This is a genomic window from Actinophytocola sp. (genome assembly GCF_035634895.1).
Classification (GTDB): domain Bacteria; phylum Actinomycetota; class Actinomycetes; order Mycobacteriales; family Pseudonocardiaceae; genus Actinophytocola.
Map to the genome: position 1 here is coordinate 1 of NZ_DASQCC010000149.1, position 20,226 is coordinate 20,226.

General features: G+C 67.1%; 15 protein-coding genes and 2 pseudogenes. 11 read left to right on the forward strand and 6 right to left on the reverse strand.

All coding sequences use genetic code 11. The annotated features are described in order from the left end of the window. Window positions 1-710 (forward strand): serine hydrolase domain-containing protein (locus VET29_RS21860; protein WP_324923396.1); only part of this gene is annotated, 710 nt, incomplete at its 5' end. 183 nt (window positions 711-893) lie between these two features. Beyond that, entirely contained in the window at window positions 894-2,255 is a 1,362-nt protein-coding gene (locus tag VET29_RS21865; RefSeq protein ID WP_324923398.1) for a serine/threonine-protein kinase, read from the forward strand. 107 nt (window positions 2,256-2,362) lie between these two features. Here the strand turns inward: VET29_RS21865 and VET29_RS21870 are convergent, their stop codons facing one another. Both VET29_RS21870 and VET29_RS21875 read right to left on the reverse strand, forming a co-directional pair. Continuing rightward, complete coding sequence (locus VET29_RS21870) at window positions 2,363-2,923, reverse strand: hypothetical protein (protein ID WP_324923400.1); 561 nt, start codon at window positions 2,921-2,923, stop codon at window positions 2,363-2,365. After that, entirely contained in the window at window positions 2,923-3,228 is a 306-nt protein-coding gene (locus VET29_RS21875) for an RNA polymerase sigma factor (protein ID WP_324923402.1), read from the reverse strand. The genes VET29_RS21870 and VET29_RS21875 overlap by 1 nt, the downstream gene beginning before the upstream one ends. Here VET29_RS21875 and VET29_RS21880 point away from each other — a divergent pair. Together VET29_RS21880 and VET29_RS21885 are read left to right on the forward strand one after the other, a co-directional pair. Next, complete coding sequence (locus VET29_RS21880; protein ID WP_324923404.1) at window positions 3,145-7,587, forward strand: RHS repeat-associated core domain-containing protein; 4,443 nt, start codon at window positions 3,145-3,147, stop codon at window positions 7,585-7,587. The genes VET29_RS21875 and VET29_RS21880 overlap by 84 nt on opposite strands. Beyond that, window positions 7,588-7,908 carry a hypothetical protein gene (locus tag VET29_RS21885; RefSeq protein ID WP_324923406.1) on the forward strand — a complete coding sequence of 107 codons (321 nt, stop codon included), beginning with the start codon at window positions 7,588-7,590 and terminating at the stop codon, window positions 7,906-7,908. Here VET29_RS21885 and VET29_RS21890 read toward each other — a convergent pair. Next, window positions 7,891-8,077: pseudogene (locus tag VET29_RS21890) on the reverse strand (hypothetical protein); the annotation flags it as partial. The gene VET29_RS21885 and the pseudogene VET29_RS21890 overlap by 18 nt on opposite strands. Before the next feature lie 5 nt (window positions 8,078-8,082). Between VET29_RS21890 and VET29_RS21895 the strand changes: the two are divergent. From VET29_RS21895 to VET29_RS21905, 6 genes and pseudogenes are all read left to right on the forward strand, one after another. Further along, window positions 8,083-8,598, forward strand: coding sequence for a hypothetical protein (locus VET29_RS21895; protein ID WP_324923408.1), 516 nt, complete (start codon window positions 8,083-8,085; stop codon window positions 8,596-8,598). Continuing rightward, window positions 8,510-8,875: a Hint domain-containing protein gene (locus VET29_RS44105; protein WP_414636563.1), complete on the forward strand. Its 366-nt coding sequence runs from the start codon at window positions 8,510-8,512 to the stop codon at window positions 8,873-8,875. Before VET29_RS21895 ends, VET29_RS44105 begins: the two co-directional genes overlap by 89 nt. 15 nt (window positions 8,876-8,890) lie before the next feature. After that, a pseudogene (locus VET29_RS44110) lies at window positions 8,891-9,109 on the forward strand (polymorphic toxin-type HINT domain-containing protein); the annotation flags it as partial. Between the two features lie 44 nt (window positions 9,110-9,153). Then, entirely contained in the window at window positions 9,154-9,555 is a 402-nt protein-coding gene (locus tag VET29_RS44115) for a DUF6896 domain-containing protein (protein WP_414636564.1), read from the forward strand. A gap of 1,922 nt (window positions 9,556-11,477) precedes the next feature. Beyond that, on the forward strand, window positions 11,478-12,272 hold the full coding sequence (locus tag VET29_RS21900) for a ferritin-like domain-containing protein (RefSeq protein WP_324923410.1): 795 nt from the start codon (window positions 11,478-11,480) through the stop codon (window positions 12,270-12,272). Next, complete coding sequence (locus VET29_RS21905) at window positions 12,269-12,979, forward strand: ferritin-like domain-containing protein (RefSeq protein ID WP_324923412.1); 711 nt, start codon at window positions 12,269-12,271, stop codon at window positions 12,977-12,979. Before VET29_RS21900 ends, VET29_RS21905 begins: the two co-directional genes overlap by 4 nt. 94 nt (window positions 12,980-13,073) lie before the next feature. Here the strand turns inward: VET29_RS21905 and VET29_RS21910 are convergent, their stop codons facing one another. Next, window positions 13,074-13,979 carry a hypothetical protein gene (locus tag VET29_RS21910; RefSeq protein ID WP_324923414.1) on the reverse strand — a complete coding sequence of 302 codons (906 nt, stop codon included), beginning with the start codon at window positions 13,977-13,979 and terminating at the stop codon, window positions 13,074-13,076. A 151-nt stretch (window positions 13,980-14,130) separates the two neighbouring features. After that, complete coding sequence (locus tag VET29_RS21915) at window positions 14,131-14,361, reverse strand: DUF6289 family protein (RefSeq protein ID WP_324923416.1); 231 nt, start codon at window positions 14,359-14,361, stop codon at window positions 14,131-14,133. A 202-nt stretch (window positions 14,362-14,563) separates the two neighbouring features. On the opposite strand from VET29_RS21915, the gene VET29_RS21920 reads away from it, so the two are divergent. Then, entirely contained in the window at window positions 14,564-16,204 is a 1,641-nt protein-coding gene (locus tag VET29_RS21920; protein WP_324923418.1) for a glutamate--tRNA ligase, read from the forward strand. Between the two features lie 49 nt (window positions 16,205-16,253). On the opposite strand, the gene VET29_RS21925 is transcribed toward VET29_RS21920, so the two are convergent. Then, window positions 16,254-19,799: a family 78 glycoside hydrolase catalytic domain gene (locus VET29_RS21925; RefSeq protein WP_324923420.1), complete on the reverse strand. Its 3,546-nt coding sequence runs from the start codon at window positions 19,797-19,799 to the stop codon at window positions 16,254-16,256. Window positions 19,800-20,226: the final 427 nt, after the last annotated feature.

The window sequence follows — 20,226 nt, forward strand, 5'->3', positions numbered from 1 at the left end:
TGGACGCTGGGCTCGACCTGCTGGACGACGCCGGGTTGCGGGACAGCCTGGCGGCCGCGCCGCCGGAGTACGTGCCGGGCAGCTCGCTGGGGGAACACTCGCTGACCTACGGCCACCTGATCGACGGCGTGTTGCGTGCCGGCGCGGGGACGTCCCTGGGCGAGGTCTTCAACGACGTGGTGCGACCGGCGTTGGGGTTGGACGCCTGGTTCGGGGTGCCGGCGAGCGAGCTGCACCGAGTCGCGGAGCTGGAGTACGCGAGCCCGGACGTGCCACGGCTGTTGCCCATGCGGCGGTGGGTCGCGGCGCCGGACGGGATCCTGGACCTGGCGCGAATGAACTCGAAAGCCTGGCGTCAGGCGGTTTTCGGCTCGGTGAACCTCCACGTCACGGCCAGCTCCGCGGCGAAGTTCTTCGCCGAGCTGAACGACTCGGACGGCAACGCACGCCGCCTTCTGGGACCCGAGCTGCTCGCCGAGTTCCTGGCGCCGCAGGTACGTCGCTACGACGAGGTCTTCGAGACGACGCTCACGTGGACGCTCGGCCTCATCCGCGACCAGGTGAAGATCGCCAAGGGTGGGCTCGGCGGGTCGGCGGCGTGGTGGTCGCTCAAACACGACCACGCGTGTGCCTTCCTGACGCGGCGGTTGGACGACATGTCCCGAGTCGGCCAACTCGCCGGCGCGGTCGACGACGACCTGCGTATCTGACGAACAGGCCGGGGGCAGGTGGCTGTTCGAGTTCGGGACGTCTTGTCTTCGTGCGGACCTTGGGCTGCCGATCACGTGAAATGTGACTGGTTCCTCATCGAGTTCGATAGCCTGGGGCACCAGGTGAGGGCGGTTGTCGCGGAGTCACGCTCCGGTCGTGCGGGCCCGGGTTAGGGGAGGCGCGTGGACTGGCAGTTCGGCCGTTACCGGGTCGAGGGGCTGATCGCCCGCGGAGGCATGGGCGAGGTCCACCGCGCCTACGACACCGAGCACGACCGCATGGTCGCGATCAAGCTGCTCGGCGACCACCTGGCCAGCGACGACGACTTCCGGCGGCGGTTCGTCCGGGAGGCACGTGCCGCCGCGCGACTGCGGGAGCCGCACGTCATCCCCATCCACGCCTACGGTGAGGTCGACGGTCGCCTGTACCTGGACATGCGGCTGGTCGAGGGGAACAACCTGCGTGCGAGGCTGGCCGAGGGCGGTCCGCTCGACCCGGCCACGGCGGTCGAGGTGATCGGTCAGATCGCCAGCGCCCTCGACGCGGCCCACGCTGAGGGACTCGTGCACCGCGATGTCAAACCGTCCAACGTGCTGCTCACCGCCGGCGGCTTCGCCTACCTCGTCGACTTCGGCATCGCCCGCTCGGTGACCGGGAACGCCGACATCACCGGGACCGGCATCCCGCTCGGCACGGTCTCCTACATGGCGCCGGAACGCTTCGAACCCGCCGGCCAGGTGGGACACCGGGTCGACGTGTACTCGCTCGCCTGCCTGCTGTACCAGTGCCTCACCGGCGTGCCGCCGTTCACCGCTGATAACCCACTGGCGCTCATGTACGCCCATCACAACCAGCCACCACCGAGACCCACGGAGCGGCGGCCCGACCTGCCACCCGCCTTCGACCAGGTCGTCGCCACCGGAATGGCCAAGCGCGCCGAGGACCGGTTCGCGAGCGCGGGCGCCCTGGCCGCGGCGGCCAGACAGGCACTCCGCCAGCCGCCAACCCAGCCCACCGCCCCCCTGCCGGCACCGGACGCCTCCCTCCGCGTCGCCGCACCATCGCGCAGAGGCGTCTGGTGGCTCGCCGGGGCTGCGGCGGCCGTGGTGGTGGCCGCACTGGTGGCGGCGGCGGTGCTGAACTGGCCGTTGGACATGGGTGGCGGCCAGCCGTCCAGCCCCACCACCACGACCGACACCCGGCCATCGACCCCGGACCTGTCGCTCTCGGTCCCGCTCAGCACACCGGCCTGCGACGGCAGCTACATCGTCATCGTCGGCTCGGCCGTCAAACCCGACCAGTACCGGCGCACCGTCCAGGGCATCCTGGACGGCAATCCCGGCACGAAGTACCTCCACGCGCCATCGACCGGCTGTCCATCGCTACGGCAACAACTCGACGGCGCCGATATCTACTCCGTCTACTATGGACCGTTCGTCAACAAGGAAGCGGCCTGCGACAAGCGTAAGAGCGTGGGCAGGGACTCCTTCGTGCGACGCCTCGACGACACCTCGACACCGGACCGGGCAGTCAGCTGCGGGTGAGGGGCGTATGAGCATTCTGGACAAACGGTTTGGCCACAGATGGCCGTCCTGGGGGCTACCGGTAGCGCGGAACCGCGATGCCCACCAGGTCGCCCTCGACGCTGTACTCATTGACCACCATCGGCGGTGGGGCTGTCACCCGTGAGCCACCAGTCGAGCGGGCGGACGATGCGGGCGGCGTAGACACCGCCCACAAGCACCGCATCGATGGTCACGTCTTTCTGGGTGAGCGTGACCCGAGTGGTCGTGGCGGCATCGACGCGGCCGATGACGAGCTGGGAGCCCATCCTCCCGTTGCCGCCGCCCTCGATGCGGGCGATTGGGTGGGAGTCCACGCAGATCGGCGGCTGGAACCCGCCCAGGACGGTGAAGCCGGATCTGAGTTCAGGGACGTCTTCCGGAGTTATCTGGACCCGACGCATGATCGATTCGCCGGCGGTCGGGCTCGTGGCAGTACTGGTCGTGGCCGGTCCGGCAGTTCGCCCGTTGCCGTCACCGAGCTGGACGAACCACATGACCAGGCCGAGGGCGACGATCGCCGTCGCCATGCTGAACACCGGTGCCATCCACCTGGGTGGCCGCGGTTCACGCGCGGCGCGGACGAGGGTGGCGCGGATCCGGGCTTGCTGGTGCGGCGGCAGGTCGTGAGCCGGCGACGGTGTGTTCATCAGGCAGCCTCCTCCGACGTGGTGAGCGCGACGACGGGCGGTGTGAGCAGGTTCCGCAGCCGGGCGCGGGCCTTGCTGACCCGTGCCCGCACGCTGACCTCCGCGATCCCCAGTACCGCGGCGGTTTCGGCGTAGGACACGCCGGACCATACGCAAAGGGCGAGTGATTCCTGCTGGTTGCGGGGCAACTCTCGCACCGCCGCCAGCAGTTCGACCATGCGGTGCTCGGCGACGATGCGGCCTGCGACCCCTCGGCGTGGTCGGGCACGTTCTCGCCAGGCAGTCGCCAGGTGATGCGCAGCCATCTGGTCATCGAACGACTGTGGGAACGGAACACGTTGGAGGCCACGCTGAGCAGCCACGGCAATATCGAGTCGGTGGTCATCCGCATGCGTACCCGTTTGCGCCAGGCCAGGAGGAGTCGCGTGATCACCTCACTGGCCGCCGGCGGCGAACGAACGGCGACGACCACCTACGGGTACGACGCGATCGGCCGCAGGACCGCCACGACCGAGTCGGGCACAGGCGTCCCCGACGTCTGTACCGTCGTGCACTACGCGGAAAACACGACTACCTCGTGGATTCGTGACCGCGTCAGCGAGACCATCACCTCACAGCAGGCCTGCCCTGCACCGGGAATCGATCCATCCCCGACCCTGTCCGCGACCCGCACCTACTACGACAACTCCACCACCCTCGGCGCGGTCCCCGGTGCCGGTAACGCCACCTGCACCGAGAAGACCGTCAGCGGCATCCCGTCCGCCCAGTCCACCTGTGACGGCAGCACGACCAGCCGCTTCGCGAAACTAGGCACCACCGTCTACGACCCGCTCGGCCGCATCACGTCGGCCACCGACGCGAACCAGCACACCACCAACACCGCCTACACCCCTGCCGACGGCGGCATCGTGGCGAAGGTGGTCGTCACCAACCCGAAGAACCAGACCACCACCACCGAACTCGAGCCCTCCCGCGGCCTCACCACCGGCACCGTCGACGTCGGCGGCCGCCGCAGCGACGCCAACTACGATGCATTGGGTCGAGTGACCGAGGTCTGGAAACCCGGACGAGCCAAGGGACGGGTGACCGCTGACGTCACCTACGCCTACCTGCAACGGATTGACGGGCCACTGGCGGTGACCACCAAGACTCTGGTGGACTACGGCACCGGCACCAACTACGTCACCAGCATCAAGCTGTTCGATGCGTTCGGGCAACTCCGCCAGACCCAAACCGACGACGTGAGCAACCCCGGCGGTGTCAGCAGTCGGGTCATGAGCGATGTCTTCTACGACTCACATGGCTGGGCGATCCGTAGCAACAACCGGTATGTGATCGGCAACGTCCCCGCCACCAACCTGGTTGCGATAGGCGACAGCGAGATCGACGACCGCACCATCACCGAGTACGACGGCGCTGGCCGGCCGGTGAAGTCCCTCTCCTACCAGCGACTCAACAAGAAGTGGGAGTCCCGGACCATCTATGGTGGCGACCGCACCACCGTGATCCCACCACTCGGTGGAGTGACCGCGACCGCGATCTCCGACGTCCGCGGCCGCAACACGGAGATCCGCCAGTACACCAGCGCGCCGATCGTCACCGGCAGCGTGGTCAGCGGCGGCACCTTCGAACCGACCACGCTGCGGTACAACGCCCTGGGCCAACTTGACGGGATGACCGACGCCGCACACAACACGTGGTCCTACGGCTACGACATGCTCGGCCACCGGACCACGGTCACCGATCCCGACGCGGGCACCACGACCTCCACCTACGACCTCACCGGCCTGCTCACCTCCACCACCGACGCCCGCGGCCAGGTCCTCACCTACGCCTACGACGAACTCGGCCGCAAGACCGCCCAACACAGCGGCTCCCTGTCCACACCACCGCTCGCGGAATGGTTCTACGACACCACTCCCGGTGGCGTCGGTCTGCCCGCGTCCAGCGTGCGACACACCGCCAAGGGCGACTATCAGGTCGGGGTGTCGCACTACAACAGCGCCGGCCTTCCCAGCGAGAACATGGTGCAGATCCCTACGGGTGAAACCGGACTCGCCGGCACGTACACGACGACCACCTCCTACACCAGCACTGGTCTACCGCGCGTCATCAGCCAGGAAGCCGTGGGCGGACTGCCCTACGAGGATCTTGTCATCGCCTACGACCGCTACGGCCAGCCGAAGTCGACTCTCGGTGAGAACTCCATCGTGTCCGCGTCGACGTACACCGCCTACGGCGAACCCATCAGATACACGCTCGGCATCAACAGCCTCACGGCGTCACTCGCCTACGGCTACGACTCACACACCCGCGCCCTCACCCAGGCCATCCTGTCCTCACAGCAGGCCTTCCCGCAGATCGACGCCCTGAACTACACCCGCGACCTGGTCGGCAACATCACCAAGATCGTCAACGTCCAGGGCGACCCCAACAACGACGCGCCCACCCGCACCCAGTGCTTCACCTACGACGCCCTCAACCGGCTCACCCAAGCCTGGACCGCGACCAACGACTGCACCACCGCACCCTCCACCGCGACCGTCGGCGGTGTCACCCCGTACTGGACGACGTGGGACATCGACAAGATCGGTCTGCGTCGCAGCCAGACCCGGCACGCTGTCGGGGGCGGCCAGAACACCACGACTACCTATACCTATCCCGCCTCCGGCGCCGACGCGGTCCGCCCGCACGCCCTGTCCAGCACCACGACCACAGGTCCGACCGGCACGAGCAGCACCAGCTACGGCTACAACGCCGTCGGCGACGTCACGACCCGCGAACTACCCACCGGAGACCAAACCCTCACGTGGAACGAGAACAACCAGGTCGCCACCATCACCACGCCCACCAGCGCCACCGCCTACACCTACGACGCCGACGGCAACCAACTCATCCGCTCCGACCCCGACACGACCACGCTGTACCTACCCGGGCAGGACATCGTCCGGGACAACACCTCAGGCATCGTGACCGGTACCCGCTACTACACCCACAACGGCACCACCGTCGCCATGCGCATCGCGGGCAACAACCCCCGCTACCTCCAAACCGACCAACACGGCACTGGCCAAGTCACCGCGACCACACCAGACTTCACCGTCAGCCGCCGCACCTTCGACCCCTACGGCAACCCAATCGGCATCGCCCAAGGCGTGTGGCCCGACCAGCGCGGGTTCCTCAACATGCCACACAACCCGGTGACCGGCCTGACCGACATCGGCGCCCGCAAATACGACCCGACCACCGGCGCCTTCATCTCTGTAGACCCTGTGCTAGATACGGCCAACCCGCAACAGTGGAACCCCTACGCCTACAGCAACAACAACCCCGTCACCAACAGTGACCCCACCGGTCTGTACTGCGACTCCTGCAACTTCTACCCCGACAACCTCGGCGGCCCCGAAGTCGGCGTCGGCTGCCCACCCTGCAGCTCCAACCCACACCAAGCCCAAGACGACTACGAGATCAAGACCGGCCAGAATAAGGACCCGTCCAAACAACCCACCGTCGTCGACCGTCGCCTCCCGACTTTCGACGAACTCAAACAACGCCCCGGCTTCGCCCACTACATGGAAAGCGGAACCTACGACGACGCCATCGCCGACTGGGCCAAAGGCATCTGCTCCCACGCGATCCCAGAAGACGACCAATTCTGCAACGCCGCCAAATCCTACGGCCTTCTCGAAGTAGAGCCCGGCGTCGTCAAGTTCATGCGGGTCGTAAGCCTCGCTGTGGTCCTCGCTCCGCTGGTCATTGAATGCCTCGCTTCGGAATTGTGTTCGGCCATCGCCGGCGGCGTGGCCGACGCGGTGACCCCGGAAGGAGCGGCCTTCGGCGCCTACGGCGCGGGCAGACTGGTCGACGATGCCCTCGACTTGGGGCGCGCGGCATGCAGCTTCACCGGTGACACCAAAATCCTTATGGCAGACGGCACCCACAAGCCAATCAGGGACGTCAAGGTCGGCGACGAAGTAAGGGCGGCCGACCCTGAGACCGGGAAGAGCGGGACCCGTACAGTCACGGCGGCGTGGCATCACCAGGACATCGTTCTGAAGCTCGTCACGGAAGATGGCGCGACCGTGACCACAACAGAGGACCATCCCTACTGGAACTCTACCGATCAACAGTGGCAACAAGCCCAGGAACTCGATCCGGGCGACATCCTCCTCGCCGCCAATGGCCGCACTGTCCGAGCGTCAGGACTTCGTGCCGACACAGTCCGCACCGCTATGGCGTTCACACTCAGTGTCGACGACCTGCACACCTACTATGTGCTTGTTGGTGATGCTCCGGTACTTGTGCACAACTGTCCCGCGTCGAAGGCGCTGAACTCCGCGGAACAGGCTACACTCGCGCGGATGGACAGCATATTCCCGTCAGAGGGGCTGCGGGGAGTGAACGCGCCCGATGCTGACTTCGTCGGAAAGAGCGGCAAGTTCGATGCAATGGGAGCGCCGGGCGCCTTCCAAAATTGGGACAGACAGCGACGTAACTTCTTGGCTCAAATTCCGCGTCACGCTAACAAATCCGACTTCGCGATCGTCGATATGACGGGAGCGTCGCGTGGTCAGATCGATGATGTGATGTCATACTATGGCACCTTGGGCAAGAGTATACAGAACCGAGTTATCGTTATTGACGGCACCAAAATATTGAATTAGGTGAAAATGTCTGCATTATTTGCGTTCGAAGTCGGTGACGTGTCCATGAGAAGCGTGACATTTGGCAACGTTATCAACGCGCTCATGGCGCGCTCACCTGAATCATCGGATCGGCAGGCGTGCAAAGATGCGCTCGAGTTAAATTGCCTTTGGGTGGATCAAATTCAAGCGACACGAAAGTGTACCTTCATTTCCAACCTCTACGCTGTCTTGATCGAGCAGTTAGACGTTGAGGCCAGCCTCAATAATGACGTAGCAATTTACGAAATTCGACAGGTGATAAAGGAACTTTCAGGGCGATACTCAGAGTTTATCAGTTGAGTTCCGTTTATCGCGCCTTGATGTCACCTCGCCCTTGCCGGTGAATTCCCAGGACGAGATCGGGGTGTCGGCGCGTTTGGCGATGCCGAGCACGACGACGTTCGCGCTGGCGCCGACCGCGGTCATGTAGCCACCCAAGTCTGGCGCCGAGCGCCGGCGTCCACCACAACTGTCATGTTCGAGACGACCATCTCGCTCGACGCGCTGGCTGAAAGCCTCGCGTTGACTGGCCTACCTGTCGAAGTGTTGCTTCCCGAAGCCGACGGCGAGCTGGTCGGCCACATAAACATTCTACAGGCATCAAGGGAAGATAGGTCGATAACCCTTCACCCGCAAGGTCTGGGCCCGCTCCTGTGCGAACTGATGAGAAAGGATACATCCAAGCAGCCCACATTTATTGACCGCCGTCTACCCACATTCGATGAACTCAAACAACGCCCTGGCTTCGCCCGCTACATGGAAAGTGGAACCTACGACGAGGCCATCGCCGACTGGGCGAAGGGAATCTGCGCCAGTGCGATTCCCGAGGATGATGCATTCTGCAGTGTTGCCAAATCCTACGGTCTTCTAGAAAAAGGATCCTGGCGTGGTGAAGTTCATTGTGTTCGGCCATCGCCGGCGGTGTCGCCAATACCACAACCCCCGAAGGGGCTGCCTTCGTGGGGCGACTGGTGCCGTCGGCGCAGGTAACTTGCTCGACGATGCCATCGATTTGGGACGGGCGGCATGCAGCTTCACAGGCGACACGAACGTCCTCATGGCGGACGGCACACACGAGCCGATTGAGGATATTAAGAGCGGGGACGAAGTCTTCGCGGCCGATCCGAAGACCGGTAGTCGCAGTCCTCGGAGAGTTACCGCCCTGGTTGAACATCAAGACACGGTTGTTGACCTGGTCCCCGAGAGTGGTTCGCGCGTCACGACGACCGAAGACCACCCATTCTGGAACGCCACTGACGGTACCTGAGAACGTGCCGACCAGCTCGACTCCGGCGACGCCCTCCTGACCGCCGCCGGCAACACTATTCGCGTAGCTGGTCTCGACCTAACTTCCAAGCGATCGGCCGAAGCGTACAACCTCAGCATCGACGACATTCACACGTATCATGTGCTGGCTGGCGAGACGCCGGTACTCGTTCACAACATATGTGGAAATTGCGAATCCTTTCAGCCTCAGGCGTACCGAGGCGCTGTCAGGTAACGCCTCCAGGCGGAATGTAAGTATGGGAAGCGGGGGTATCGATGATGGGTGGGCCTTTGAGTGAGGTCGAGGCGTACTTGCAAGCCTTGTCCCGAGTACGTGTCGCTGTTAAGCGAGTCTTATCCGGGAGTGGAGGGCTGGTTGGTCTCCTCGGTCTGTACAGGCTGCGGAGTGTGGAAAAGACGGGGACCCTCCGCGAGGGTCTTGAATATAACTTTCATGGTTCTGGGTGCCTTTTTATTGAGGCTGGTCGCGCTGAAGTTGACGTTGATTTCCTTGGAGACGACTTGGCGGTTTTTGACGCCTGGCGAGTCAAAAGGTTTTCGACGAGTGTTGGAATTGAGTCGCCAGCGAGCTTCGAAGAGATCCTCGAAACCTGTCGATCTTTGGTTTCTCAAGGGCGATTGATGGAGCCGCGTGTCGGATGGTTTTCGGTAGCCGAGTGACCCTCGTGCTGGTTTGTACGTGGCATCCGCCTGTTTTCAACCCACTATTCAGTATGATTTTCATCATATCGTTGTTGGCAAGCGAAGGACGGTGCGCAGTTGGATGAACCGCTGTCAGCCGTCGGTATTGCAACGGTCTGACGTGGTGATGTCACAGAAACTGGCCTAATTGGACTGATCTCGCTGTGGTTCGTCGAGAGCGTCTGGGCGAAGCGCTGCGTGCCATCTACGACAAGAGTGGATCACTGGCAGCGGCGCGCTGCCGTACCTTCGTGCGGCTCGATCAAATAGAGTCGCGGCATGTGTGACCTATCGCGGATGAGTGGCGATGAACTGGTGAGCCTTCTTGACTTTCTTGTCGGCGGAGTCGGCTGGTCTGCGGTTTCGGCGTTGGTTGCTGCGTCACGCGCACCTTGTCGCTCGCGGTGGTTCGGTTGCGCTGCTGCGTGAAGCGTTGTTGGTTGCGGATCTGAGTCGTGCCGCGCGGGTGGCTTTGTCTGGGCCGGGAGCGCCGCGGCTGCGGGCCGAGCCGATGTGGACGACTCGGCCCGACGTCGGCGCGCGGGTCTGGACGCACGAGACCGGGATGCGGGTCGTCGGGTCGCGTTCGACGTTGTTGGTGAACGGGTTCACGTGTTTGGCAGTGGTACGCCCGTCGGGTCCGAATCGGCGCGGCAGGGTGCGGGTGGTTTCTGACTCTGTCCGGTGACGGCGAGCGGCGGATGGCCTGGCCGATCGGACAGCCGCGGAGGACCAGGGCACGTTCGCCCTCTCGCCCAAGGAGACCGTGTTGGCCATTCGTGACTGGCGGGAGATCGCGGTGTTCGCCCTGCCGGGCTACGACCGTCTCCAGACGCTGCGGGTCGCCGGGACGGAAGGATGGTCCGCCGGTTCGCTACGCCCTCGACACCGCGTGCGAGCCAGCCGCACACGGCGGCGATCGACGTCACGCCCTCGGGTCGGGTTGGCGCCACCGGCGACCGGAACGGCGAGTTGGCTGTGGGACCTGTCGGGCTGCTTCGACGCGGATCTCGTGCCCGCGAGCCCGCCGGGACGTCACACGCAGCCGGTTAAGGCTGTTCGGTTCGTTGACGAGCACACCGTGGCGAGTGGCGGCGACGAGGGCATCGTGTACAGCTGGGACATCCCGTCCTGGACCGCGGTTACCGCGAGTGGCATATGGTTCCGGTGGATCCCGTCGACGTCGACGGTGTGCCTGTCCCGGGCGTGACGCGCGGGCTCCAAAGCAAATTCCCCCGTTTCGGGGACACCCAAGAGACTGATCGGGCCGGATTGGCGGCAAGATCCACCTGATCGGGGCATATTCTCGCTGTTCTGCATGTCGTTCGCCGGATTGTGTGTATTTTAGCCGATTCCATGGGTGCGGTGTTCGTGACCTCGCGTCGACAAGAGTCGAGGCGTGTCGCCGGACGGTTGTCTGGAATTCGAGCGGCGGGCACTCGTGTTGCGACCTGCCGCAACCGGGAGTTACGGTCGAGACCGTTCAGCCACGAAGATCAGTCTCGAGCCGTTCGAGCGCCGCCGCGTCGGCCCAGACCACGCCCTCGGTCGCGTTGTTCGTCCAACACGCTGAAGGAGTGCCGTGTACGCGTCGTCGACCCATCGACAGAACTCCGGCGCCGGTCCGTTGAGCACGGAACCGTGGTCCGCGGCCACGTTACGCGGGCCGCTGGAAGCCGGCTGACGCCTTTTCGACACTCCTGTCGCGACAGTCCATTCCGGACGAAACCACCCATGTGAACGGCCGTGCCGCCCTTGGTCGCGCGGGCATGGGCAACTGATCACTTCACCAAACGCGGGCGCTGATGCGGAAAGGATTGCGTGCGATGAGTTTCGACGAGCGAACGTTCCGTGAGTTGATCACGGAGTCCCAGGACCTTCAAGTGGATGCGATCAAACAGATGCGGGAAACGCTTCCCGCACTGCGTGAGATCCGCGAGGAGCGGCGGGGCGAGGAGATCGACACCGACGAGATCAAGCGTTTCAACCAGGGTCGCCGGGAGGTGTTGGCGCGCATGGCCCAGGGCACGAGTGGGCTGGCCGCGGCCGGGCTGGTGACCGGCGGGTTCGGCGGCATGTTCCTCGGCCTGCTGTCCACACCGGCGCGTGCGGACACACCGCTGGACATCCAGATGCTCCAGACCGCGTCCTCGCTGGAGCGGCTGGCGGTCAACACGTACGGCACGGCCCTGAAGCTGCCGTTCATCGCGAACGGGAACGCGGTGGTGGTCAAGTTCGCGCAGACCACCATGCAGCAGCACGACGAGCACCGCCAGGCCTTCCAGAACCAGACCACCGCGCTGGGCGGCAAGGCGCAGGACGAGCCGAACCCGAAGTTCCTTCAGGTGGTCCAGCAGGCCACCCCCAAGTTGGCCGCTCCCGTCGACGTGGTCGACCTCGCCGCCAGCCTGGAGAAGGTCGCGACCGACACCTACCTGGTGAACCTGTCCATGTTCGAGGACATGAAGTCCAAGGAGATCATGGGCAGCGTGATGGGGGTCGAGGCCCAGCACCTGGCCACCCTGCGCGCGGTGAGCGCACTGCTGAAGGGCGGCGCCCCCGACCTGATCAAGATCCCGATCGGGGCGGACCTGGCCAAGCTGCCCGCCGCGGCCGGCAGCGTCGCGTTCCCCGACGCACTCGAACAGACCCAGGACGACCTCATCGCGCCACCCGAGTCAGGAGCAGTCAAATGAGTCGCGATCGCCGATACGAGCCGATCTCGGAGCCGGTCGTCCCGCCGGAGGTCGCCGAGCAGTTGGCCTCACCCGCGGCGGTCAACCGTCGTCGCATGCTGGTCGGCGGGGCCGTGGCCACCATGGTCGCGGCGCTGACCGCGGCCTGCGGCAAGGACGACAGCGACAGCGGTTCATCGAGCACGACCGGCCAGACCAGCACCTCGGGTGGTGGCTCGGCGTCCGATGACGCCGCCGTCGCCGAGGCCGCGGCGGGCCTGGAGGTTCTCGCGGTCAACACCTACCAGGCCGCGGCGGACGCGGCCACCGCGGGAAAGCTCGGCGAGGTCCCACCGGCGGTCGGCGAGTACGTCAAAACCGCGCTGGCGCAACACAAGGAACACCTGGCGGCGTGGAACAAGGTCCTCACCGACGCCGGCAAGAAGGAGGTCACCGAGCCGAACGCCAAGCTCAAGCCCACCATCGACGCCGAGTTCGCGAAGGTCACCGACGTCGCGGGCGTCGCGAACCTGGCGCTCATGCTCGAACAGATCGCCTCGCACACCTACCTCAAGGCGATGCCGACACTGAAGGACAAGAACGCGATCAAGCAGGCCGGCGCCATCCAGATCGTCGACCAGCAGCACCAGGCGATCCTGCTCTACGCACTGGGCATGTATCCCGTGCCGGAGAACTTCCAGACCACCGACAAGGCCGCCGCCGTGTGACGGTTCCGCCGCTCGTGCCGTGGACTCACGGCGGGTGACCCGCGTGCCGAACCGACCGCCGCGGGTCCTGGACGCCGCGTTGCGTTCCGACGGATCACAACGCGGCGCCGGGTGAGTTCTCGGTACGGTGCACGGTCGTGCGGCGGAGCCGGCCGTCGCGGATGCGGGCGGCGCCGTCGAGGAGGTCGGCCACGGTGCGGCGTGGCCGGTCAGTGGTGGCCGTCATGGTGGCGTCGCGAAACCGGTGCAGCAGCTCGAGGTGCACGGTCGCGGCGTGGTCTCCGGCGACGCGTACGAGCAGCCGGTTCTTCTCCGCCGTGGGCAGCTTGGCCACCCACGCGGCGAGGCGTTTCGGATCGTCGGGGGTCCCGCGGAGCGGCGGGCTCGTCTCGGCCGCGACCGTGAGAAGGTCGTCGTCCAGGCGCAGGAAGTCGGCCAGCGCGCGTTGTGGTGCGGTGAGGGTGCGCAACCCGGCTGGCACAGGAGGTTCTGGTTCGTCGTTGTCCTCGTCGTCGAAGTCCGACTCGTCGCGTTCCCAGGTGCCGTACCCGGCGAGCCAGGCCAGATAGAGGGCGCGGTGGTCGCCGGCGGAGAGCTCGCCGCGGATGCCGACGATCGCGGCCAGTGCTCCCTCCGGTTCGTAGTCCCAGCTGTCCTCCTCGGCCTCGCTGGTGAAGCTGAGGATCAGGTGTTTGCCCGCGGTCCGGGCCGTGACCTGGTCGCCGACTTGGTACTGCTCGGCCACGTCCACGTCGAGCACCCCGCTTGGCAGGCGGAGCATGACGTGCCGGGTGCCCCAGTTCGCCAGGTAGAGGTGCGCGTCGTAGTAACGCTCCATCAATCGGCTCGGGTCACCGCGGAAGTCGCCCCAGTGGTACTCGTTGACGAAGCTCGTCGCGGTGATCCGCGCCCGCGTGGACAACGACCGCACCTCGCTCCGCGCCCGTTCGTCGAGCGGCCGGTCGACGGCGAGGAACTCGTAGTACTGGTACTCGCTCACCCCTTCCGCCAGCAGGCGGTGTGGGGTGCCAGTGATCGTTTACCGGATGCCATGTGGAGTGAGGGTAGCGCCACGCCGCGCAAGGTCGTCGCGCATCGCGGGTGCGACCGTGGCCGACGGGATCGACGAGTCTCCCGCACCCCTGGAAGTCCTAGCAGGCTGGGAAGAACAGGTTGACATACGGCGTCGTCTCGCCCCACTGGCCGCCGGAACCGCCGCAGCCGGACCATCTCTGGCCGACCAGCGTCTGTTTGGTGCCGTCGCTGTAGTAGGCGAACACGGTCAGCGTGTTGGGGCCGCCGATCGCGCTGGCGGAGGTGGTCGGGAGGACGGCGAGGCCGGCACCCAGGACGACGGCGCCGAGCAGGTTCCGCAGTTTCATGAGGGCATTGCAGCATCGCGGGGCCACGAAACGCGAGATCCTTTCAGGTCAATCGGCTGCGGCCGTTCAGCGTGCGTGGGGCGGGTCGGGTGGAGACGGCGACCAACGCCGGTGTCAGGGCTGGTCCCTGGCCAACCGGTCGTGGACCCCCGCACGTCGATACGATCGGGTCTCGGACGTCCGCCGCTGACCTGGAGAAACCGTGCTTGATCTCGACTCGCTGTTCCCTGACGACCTCTCCGGGCCCGAGCACTGGGAGCAGCGGTACCCGCCGCGTGACCTGCCGGAAGGGGCCGAGGTGACCCGGTTCGGGCCGTCGCCGACGGGGTTCGTGCACATCGGTGGCGTGTACGTCGCGATGATCGACCAGGACGTCTCCGCCCGCACGGGGGGCCGGTACCTGGTGCGGGTCGAGGACACCGACCAGTCCCGTGAGGTCGAGGGCGCGCTGGCGCAGTTCGGGCGGGCGTTCGACTACTTCCGCATCCAGCCGACCGAGGGTGAGGGCAACGGCGCGTACGGGCCCTACCTCCAGTCCGCGCGCGAGCGGATCTACCTGACCTACGTGCGTCACCTGCTGCGGCAGGGCCGGGCGTACCTGTGCTTCGCGACCCGGGACGAGCTGGCCGACATCACCGCGCGGCAGCAGGCGGCCAAGGTCCCGCCCGGTTACTACGGCACGTGGGCGATCTGGCGCGACGCCGACCCGGACAGGGTGCGTGCTGAGCTGGCGAAGGGCACCCCGTACGTGGTGCGGTTCCGCGCTCCGGACGAGGCGGCCGGGCAGCGGGCCCGGTTCACCGACGCCATCCGCGGCGAGCTGGAGCACGAGGCCAACCGCAACGACGTCGTCATCCTGAAGTCCTCCGAGCAGCCCGTGCGGCTGCCGACCTACCACTTCGCGCACGCCGTCGACGACCACCTGATGCGCACCACGCTGGTGATCCGCGGCGAGGAGTGGATCTCCTCGGTCCCGCTGCACCTGCAGCTGTTCGACGCCCTCGGCTTCGAGCCGCCGAAGTACGCGCACATCGCGCCGCTGATGAAGCAGATCCCCGGCGGCAAGCGGAAGCTGTCCAAGCGCAAGGACCCGGAAGCGTCCGTCGACTTCTACATCGCCGCCGGCTACCCCGCCGACGCCGTCCTCTACTACCTGCGTGGCCTGGCCAACGGCCGCCTTGCCGAGCTGCCGCTGGCACAGGCGCTGGTGGAGCCGATCCACCTGGCGGAGTGCGGTGTCGCCGGTCCGCTGGTGGACCTGGTCAAGCTCGAGGACATCTCCGCCGACCACGTCGCCACCCTGACCGGCGAGCAGATCCTCGCCGCGGTCCGGGTCTGGGCCGCGACCCACGACGCCGAGCTGGTGCCCGTGCTCGACGCCAACCCGGACCTCGCCCTGCGGGCGCTCGCGGTCGAGCGTGACGGCGTCGACAACCCGCGCAAGGACCTGCGGAAGTGGTCGGACTTCCGGCCCGCCTACGGGTTCTTCTTCGCCGAGCTGTTCACCCCGGTCACCGACGCGGCCGACGAGCGGCTCGGCGGTCTCGACCCCGAGCTCGTGCGGGCGTTCCTCGCCGACCTCGCCGACGGCTACCAGCCGCTGGCGGACGGCCGGGAGTGGTTCGACCAGATCCGCCAGCTCGCCGCCAAGCACGGCTTCGCCCCGAACCCCAAGGAGTACAAGAAGAACCCGGACGCCTACCCTGGCTCGATCCGCGAGGCGTCCCAGCTCGTCCGCGTCACCCTCACCGGGTCGACCCGCAGTCCCGACCTGCATGCCGTCGCCACGACGCTCGGCCCCGAGGAGGTCCAGCGCCGCCTCATGGCGACGGTCCACGGCTGACGCCGGCGGGGGAGTGGGTTCGCCGCCGAACCCACTCCGTCCGCTCCGCTCAGCCGCTCGTGAACACGTAGGAACCCGACGGGACGTAGAAACTCCCGCCGCCGGTGGGGGTCGCCTCCGACGGGTAGGTGGACGGTTGGCCCGGGATCCGGACCGTGGCGGTGGTTCCCGCCGGGACGGTCACGCGGAGGGTGAACGTCGCGCCGGCGACCGACCAGTCGCTGACCGCCTCGCCGTACGGGGTCTGGTAGCTGGCGCGGGCCGACGTCAGGCCGTTGCCCGGCTGGGGGGCGATGAGCAGGCTGCCGTAGCCGGGACTCGCCGGGCCGAGGCCGCCGACCTGGCGGTAGAGGAAGTCGCCGACCGAGCCGAGACCGTAGTGGTTGAAGGAGTTCATGCCCGGGTCGTTGAGGGAGCCGTCGGGCCGGATGCCGTCCCAGCGTTCCCAGACCGTGGTCGCGCCGCGGCCCTGCATGTAGCCCCAGCCGGGGAAGTCCGGCTGCAGCAGGATCTGGTACGCGGTGTCGGCGTGGCCGTGGTCGGCCAGTACCGGCAGGAGGTTCTCCACGCCCAGGAACCCGACCGAGAGGTGACCACCGGAGGCCGCCACCTTCGTGGCCAGCTTGTCGGCCGCGGCCTGCTGGCGGTTGGCGGGTAGCAGGCCGAACGCCAGCGCCAGGACGTAACCCGTCTGCGTGTTCGCGCCGACGGTGCCGTCCGCGGCCAGGAACCGGCCGGTGAACGCCGCCGCCACCTGGTCGGCGAGCCGGCCGTACGTGTCGGCCTGCGTGGTGCGGCCGGTCGCGGCGGCCATGCGGGACACCAGCCTGGCCGACCAGCCGAAGAACGCGGTCGAGATCAGGTCCTGCGCGGTGTTGTCGTTGACGTTCAGCCAGTCGCCGTAGGTCCACTGGTCGCGGATCAGGTCGGCGTTGGCGGTTGCGCGCAGGTAGTCGACCCAGCGGGCCATCGCGTCGAAGTGCTCGTCGATGACCCGGACGTCGCCGTAGCGCTGCCAGATCGTGTAGGGCACGACCACGCCCGCGTCGCCCCAACCTGCCCGGCCGGCGGTGTCGAGCACACCGGGTGCGACGTCGGTGAAGGCGCCGTCGGAGTGTTGCGCGTCGACGAGGTCGTCGGCGAACTTGTCGAGGAAGTTCTGCACCCCCAGGTTGAAGGTCGAGGTGGCGGAGAAGATCGCGATGTCGCCGGTCCAGCCGAGCCGCTCGTCGCGTTGCGGGCAGTCGGACGGGACGGACAGCATGTTGGACCGCTCGCCCCACAGGATGTTGTGCTGCAACTGGTTCACCAGCGGGTTGGACGTGGTGAGCGTGCCGGTCTGGCCGCCGGACTGCCACGCGGCGCGGCCGGTGACCGTGTCGGCGGTCGGGGTGACGCCGGCCGGCAGACCGGTCAGCTCGACGTACCGGTAGCCGTGCACGGTGAACCGTGGCTCGTAGGTCTCCACGGCGCCGGTGCCGGCCAGGGTGAACCGGTCGGTGGCCTGCGCGGCACGAAGGTTGGTCGTGTACAGCGTGCCGTCGGAGTTGAGCACCTCGGCGTGGCGCATGGTGACTGTCGTGCCGGCCGGTCCGCGCACCGCGAGCCGGTTCCAGCCGCTGAAGTTCTGTCCCATGTCGAGGACCCAGACACCCGGCTTGGGCTGGGTGATCGCCACTGGCCGGAAGTCCTGCTGGAGCGTGACTCCGTTGTCCACCTGGGACACCAGGGCCGGCCGGGTGCCGGCGCGCACGACCGGTGCGGCCCACGCGCCGTCGTCGAAACCGGGCTGGTCCCAGTTCGCCGGGGCGAGGCGTGCGTCGTAGGTCTCGCCGTCGTAGAGGTCGTCGGCGCGGATCGGGCCCGCGGCGACCTTCCAGCTGCCGTCAGTGCGGACCACGGCGGTCGTGCCGTCGGTGAAGGTGAGGTGCAGCTGGGCGGCGTAGTAAGGCTGTGTGCCGTACTTCTGTGCGCCGGCGATCCCCAGGCTGCCCGAGTACCAGCCGTTGCCGAGCAGCGCGCCGAGGGTGTTGGCGCCCTGCCGGACCTGGCCGGTGACGTCGTACTCCTTGTACTGCAGGCGTTTGGTGTAGTCCGTCCAGCCCGGCGCCAGGATGTCCGTGCCGACCCGCTGGCCGTTGAGCCGGGTCTCCTGCAGGCCGAGGGCGGTGGTCAGCAGCCGGGCCGTGGCGACCGGCCTGTCGACCGTGAAACCCTTGCGCAGCAACGGCGCCGGCTGGTGGACGCGGACGTTCGCCCCCCACGGCCCGCTGCCGTAGCCGGTCAGTACGCGGGCGGCCGGCCAGCTCGCGTCGTCGAACGTGCTCTGCTGCCAGCCGTCCGGGCCGTTCTGGCTCGCCTTCCACGCGCCGTCCGTGAGCACGGTCTGTCCATTGTGGATGGCGAGCTTGCCGGCCACGCCGGCGGGCGACTGGGTCGTGTTCTCGCTGCGCACGGCGATCGTGTTGCGGCCGGCGGAAAGCTGGACGTCGAGCACGGCGGCGGTCTTCCAGGAGTCCGCCGCGCGCGGCGACGAGCTGAGCTGGGTGCCGTTCACCCACACGTCCGCGGTGTCGTCGCCGGTGAGCACCAGCGTGGCACGCGTGGCCGCCGCGAGGTCGACGGTACGGCGGAAGTACCGGGTCGACGCCGGCACGCCGGCCGCGGGATCACCCTCCGGGTACCAGATCCAGCTCGTGCCGGTCAGGTCCGGCGCCACGGCGGCCTGGCCGAGGAACTGGGCGGTCCACTCGGTCGACGGGTCGAGGAGGCCGGTCTCGAAGCTGTTGACCGCGCTCCAGTCGCCGGCCCGGCCCTGGCCGTCCCACACCCGTACCCGCCAGGTGTAGCGGGTCAGCGAACGCAGCGCCGGGCCGGCGTAGGCGACGTCCACCTGCTGGCTCGACGCCACGCGGCCGCTGTCCCACAGGGTGCCCGCCGCGCTGGAGACGGTGAGCTGGTAGGCCGCCTGCCGCTGCTGGTTCGCCGAGGCGGTCAGCACCCAGCCGAACCGCGGCTGGCGGGTGTCCACGCCCAGCGGTTCGGCGCGGTGCTCGACGACGCCCTTCGCGACCCGCAGCGGTGACGGCGCCGCGGTGTCCGGCTCGGTGACGTCGGTTCCCCATGGTGCGACACCGAAAGCGCCGAGGTCGGCGGCCGTGGGCCACTGCCCGTCGGCGAAGCCCTGCTGTTCCCAGCCCGCCGCGGGCGTCTGGCTGGTTCGCCAGGTGCCGTCGGTCGTCAGGTCCGTCGTGCCACCGGCGGTGACGACGCTGCCGTGGGCGATGATGCCCGCGGGTCCCTGGGCGGAGTTGCGTGCGGCTACAGCGATCGTGTTGACGCCTTGGCGCAGGGCCGGTCGCAGATCGACGAACAGGGCACGGTGCCACGAGTCGGCCTGTCGCGGGGACGCGGCCAGCGGCGTGCCGTTGAGCCAGACGTCGACCGTGTCGTCGCCGGTCACCTCGAGCTGGGCCTCGCTGACCGCGCCGGCGCCGACCGTGAACGTCTTGCGGAAGTAGCGGTGTGCGGCGGGCGCGCTGACCTGTGGGCTCCCTTCGGGGAACCAGATCCAGCGCGCTCCGGTGAGGCTCATCGGGGCAGCACTCGCCGCCGGGACTGTGAGGACGGACAGGGCCAGAGCTGAAACAAGCACGGCGAAAACCGCGCGACGGCTGTTCCGGGGCATGGCAGGGGCTCCCACTCGACGAACCGGCGTCGTGGATTTAAACGTTTTAACACGCGGGACTCAGCGTAACTCCGCCGTCACCCAACCGCAAATACCCGCCCGCCAGAGCCCCGCGAGTCCCGCGTTCAGACATGGTGAGTCCCGCGTTCAGGCCCCGCGAGTCCCGCGTTCGGGCATGGTGAGTCCCGCGTTCGAACATGGTGAGTTGCGGGTTCGGACATAGGGAGTCCCGCGGTCGAACATGGTGGGTTGAGTCTCGGTTTCGTGCACACCCGGACCTGCACGAAACCGCAGTTCGGTGTGTTCGAACGCGGGACTCGGTGTGTTTGGACGC

Bases quoted from the DNA above. Each gene is read 5' to 3' on its own strand.
- VET29_RS21915 (WP_324923416.1), bottom strand. From the start codon at position 14,361: ATGAAACTGCGGAACCTGCTCGGCGCCGTCGTCCTGGGTGCCGGCCTC.
- VET29_RS21900 (WP_324923410.1), top strand. From the start codon at position 11,478: ATGCGGGAAACGCTTCCCGCACTGCGTGAGATCCGCGAGGAGCGGCGG.
- VET29_RS44115 (WP_414636564.1), top strand. From the start codon at position 9,154: ATGGGTGGGCCTTTGAGTGAGGTCGAGGCGTACTTGCAAGCCTTGTCC.
- VET29_RS21875 (WP_324923402.1), bottom strand. From the start codon at position 3,228: ATGGCTGCGCATCACCTGGCGACTGCCTGGCGAGAACGTGCCCGACCA.
- VET29_RS21905 (WP_324923412.1), top strand. From the start codon at position 12,269: ATGAGTCGCGATCGCCGATACGAGCCGATCTCGGAGCCGGTCGTCCCG.
- VET29_RS21925 (WP_324923420.1), bottom strand. From the start codon at position 19,799: ATGAGCCTCACCGGAGCGCGCTGGATCTGGTTCCCCGAAGGGAGCCCA.
- VET29_RS21870 (WP_324923400.1), bottom strand. From the start codon at position 2,923: ATGAACACACCGTCGCCGGCTCACGACCTGCCGCCGCACCAGCAAGCC.
- VET29_RS21895 (WP_324923408.1), top strand. From the start codon at position 8,083: ATGTTCGAGACGACCATCTCGCTCGACGCGCTGGCTGAAAGCCTCGCG.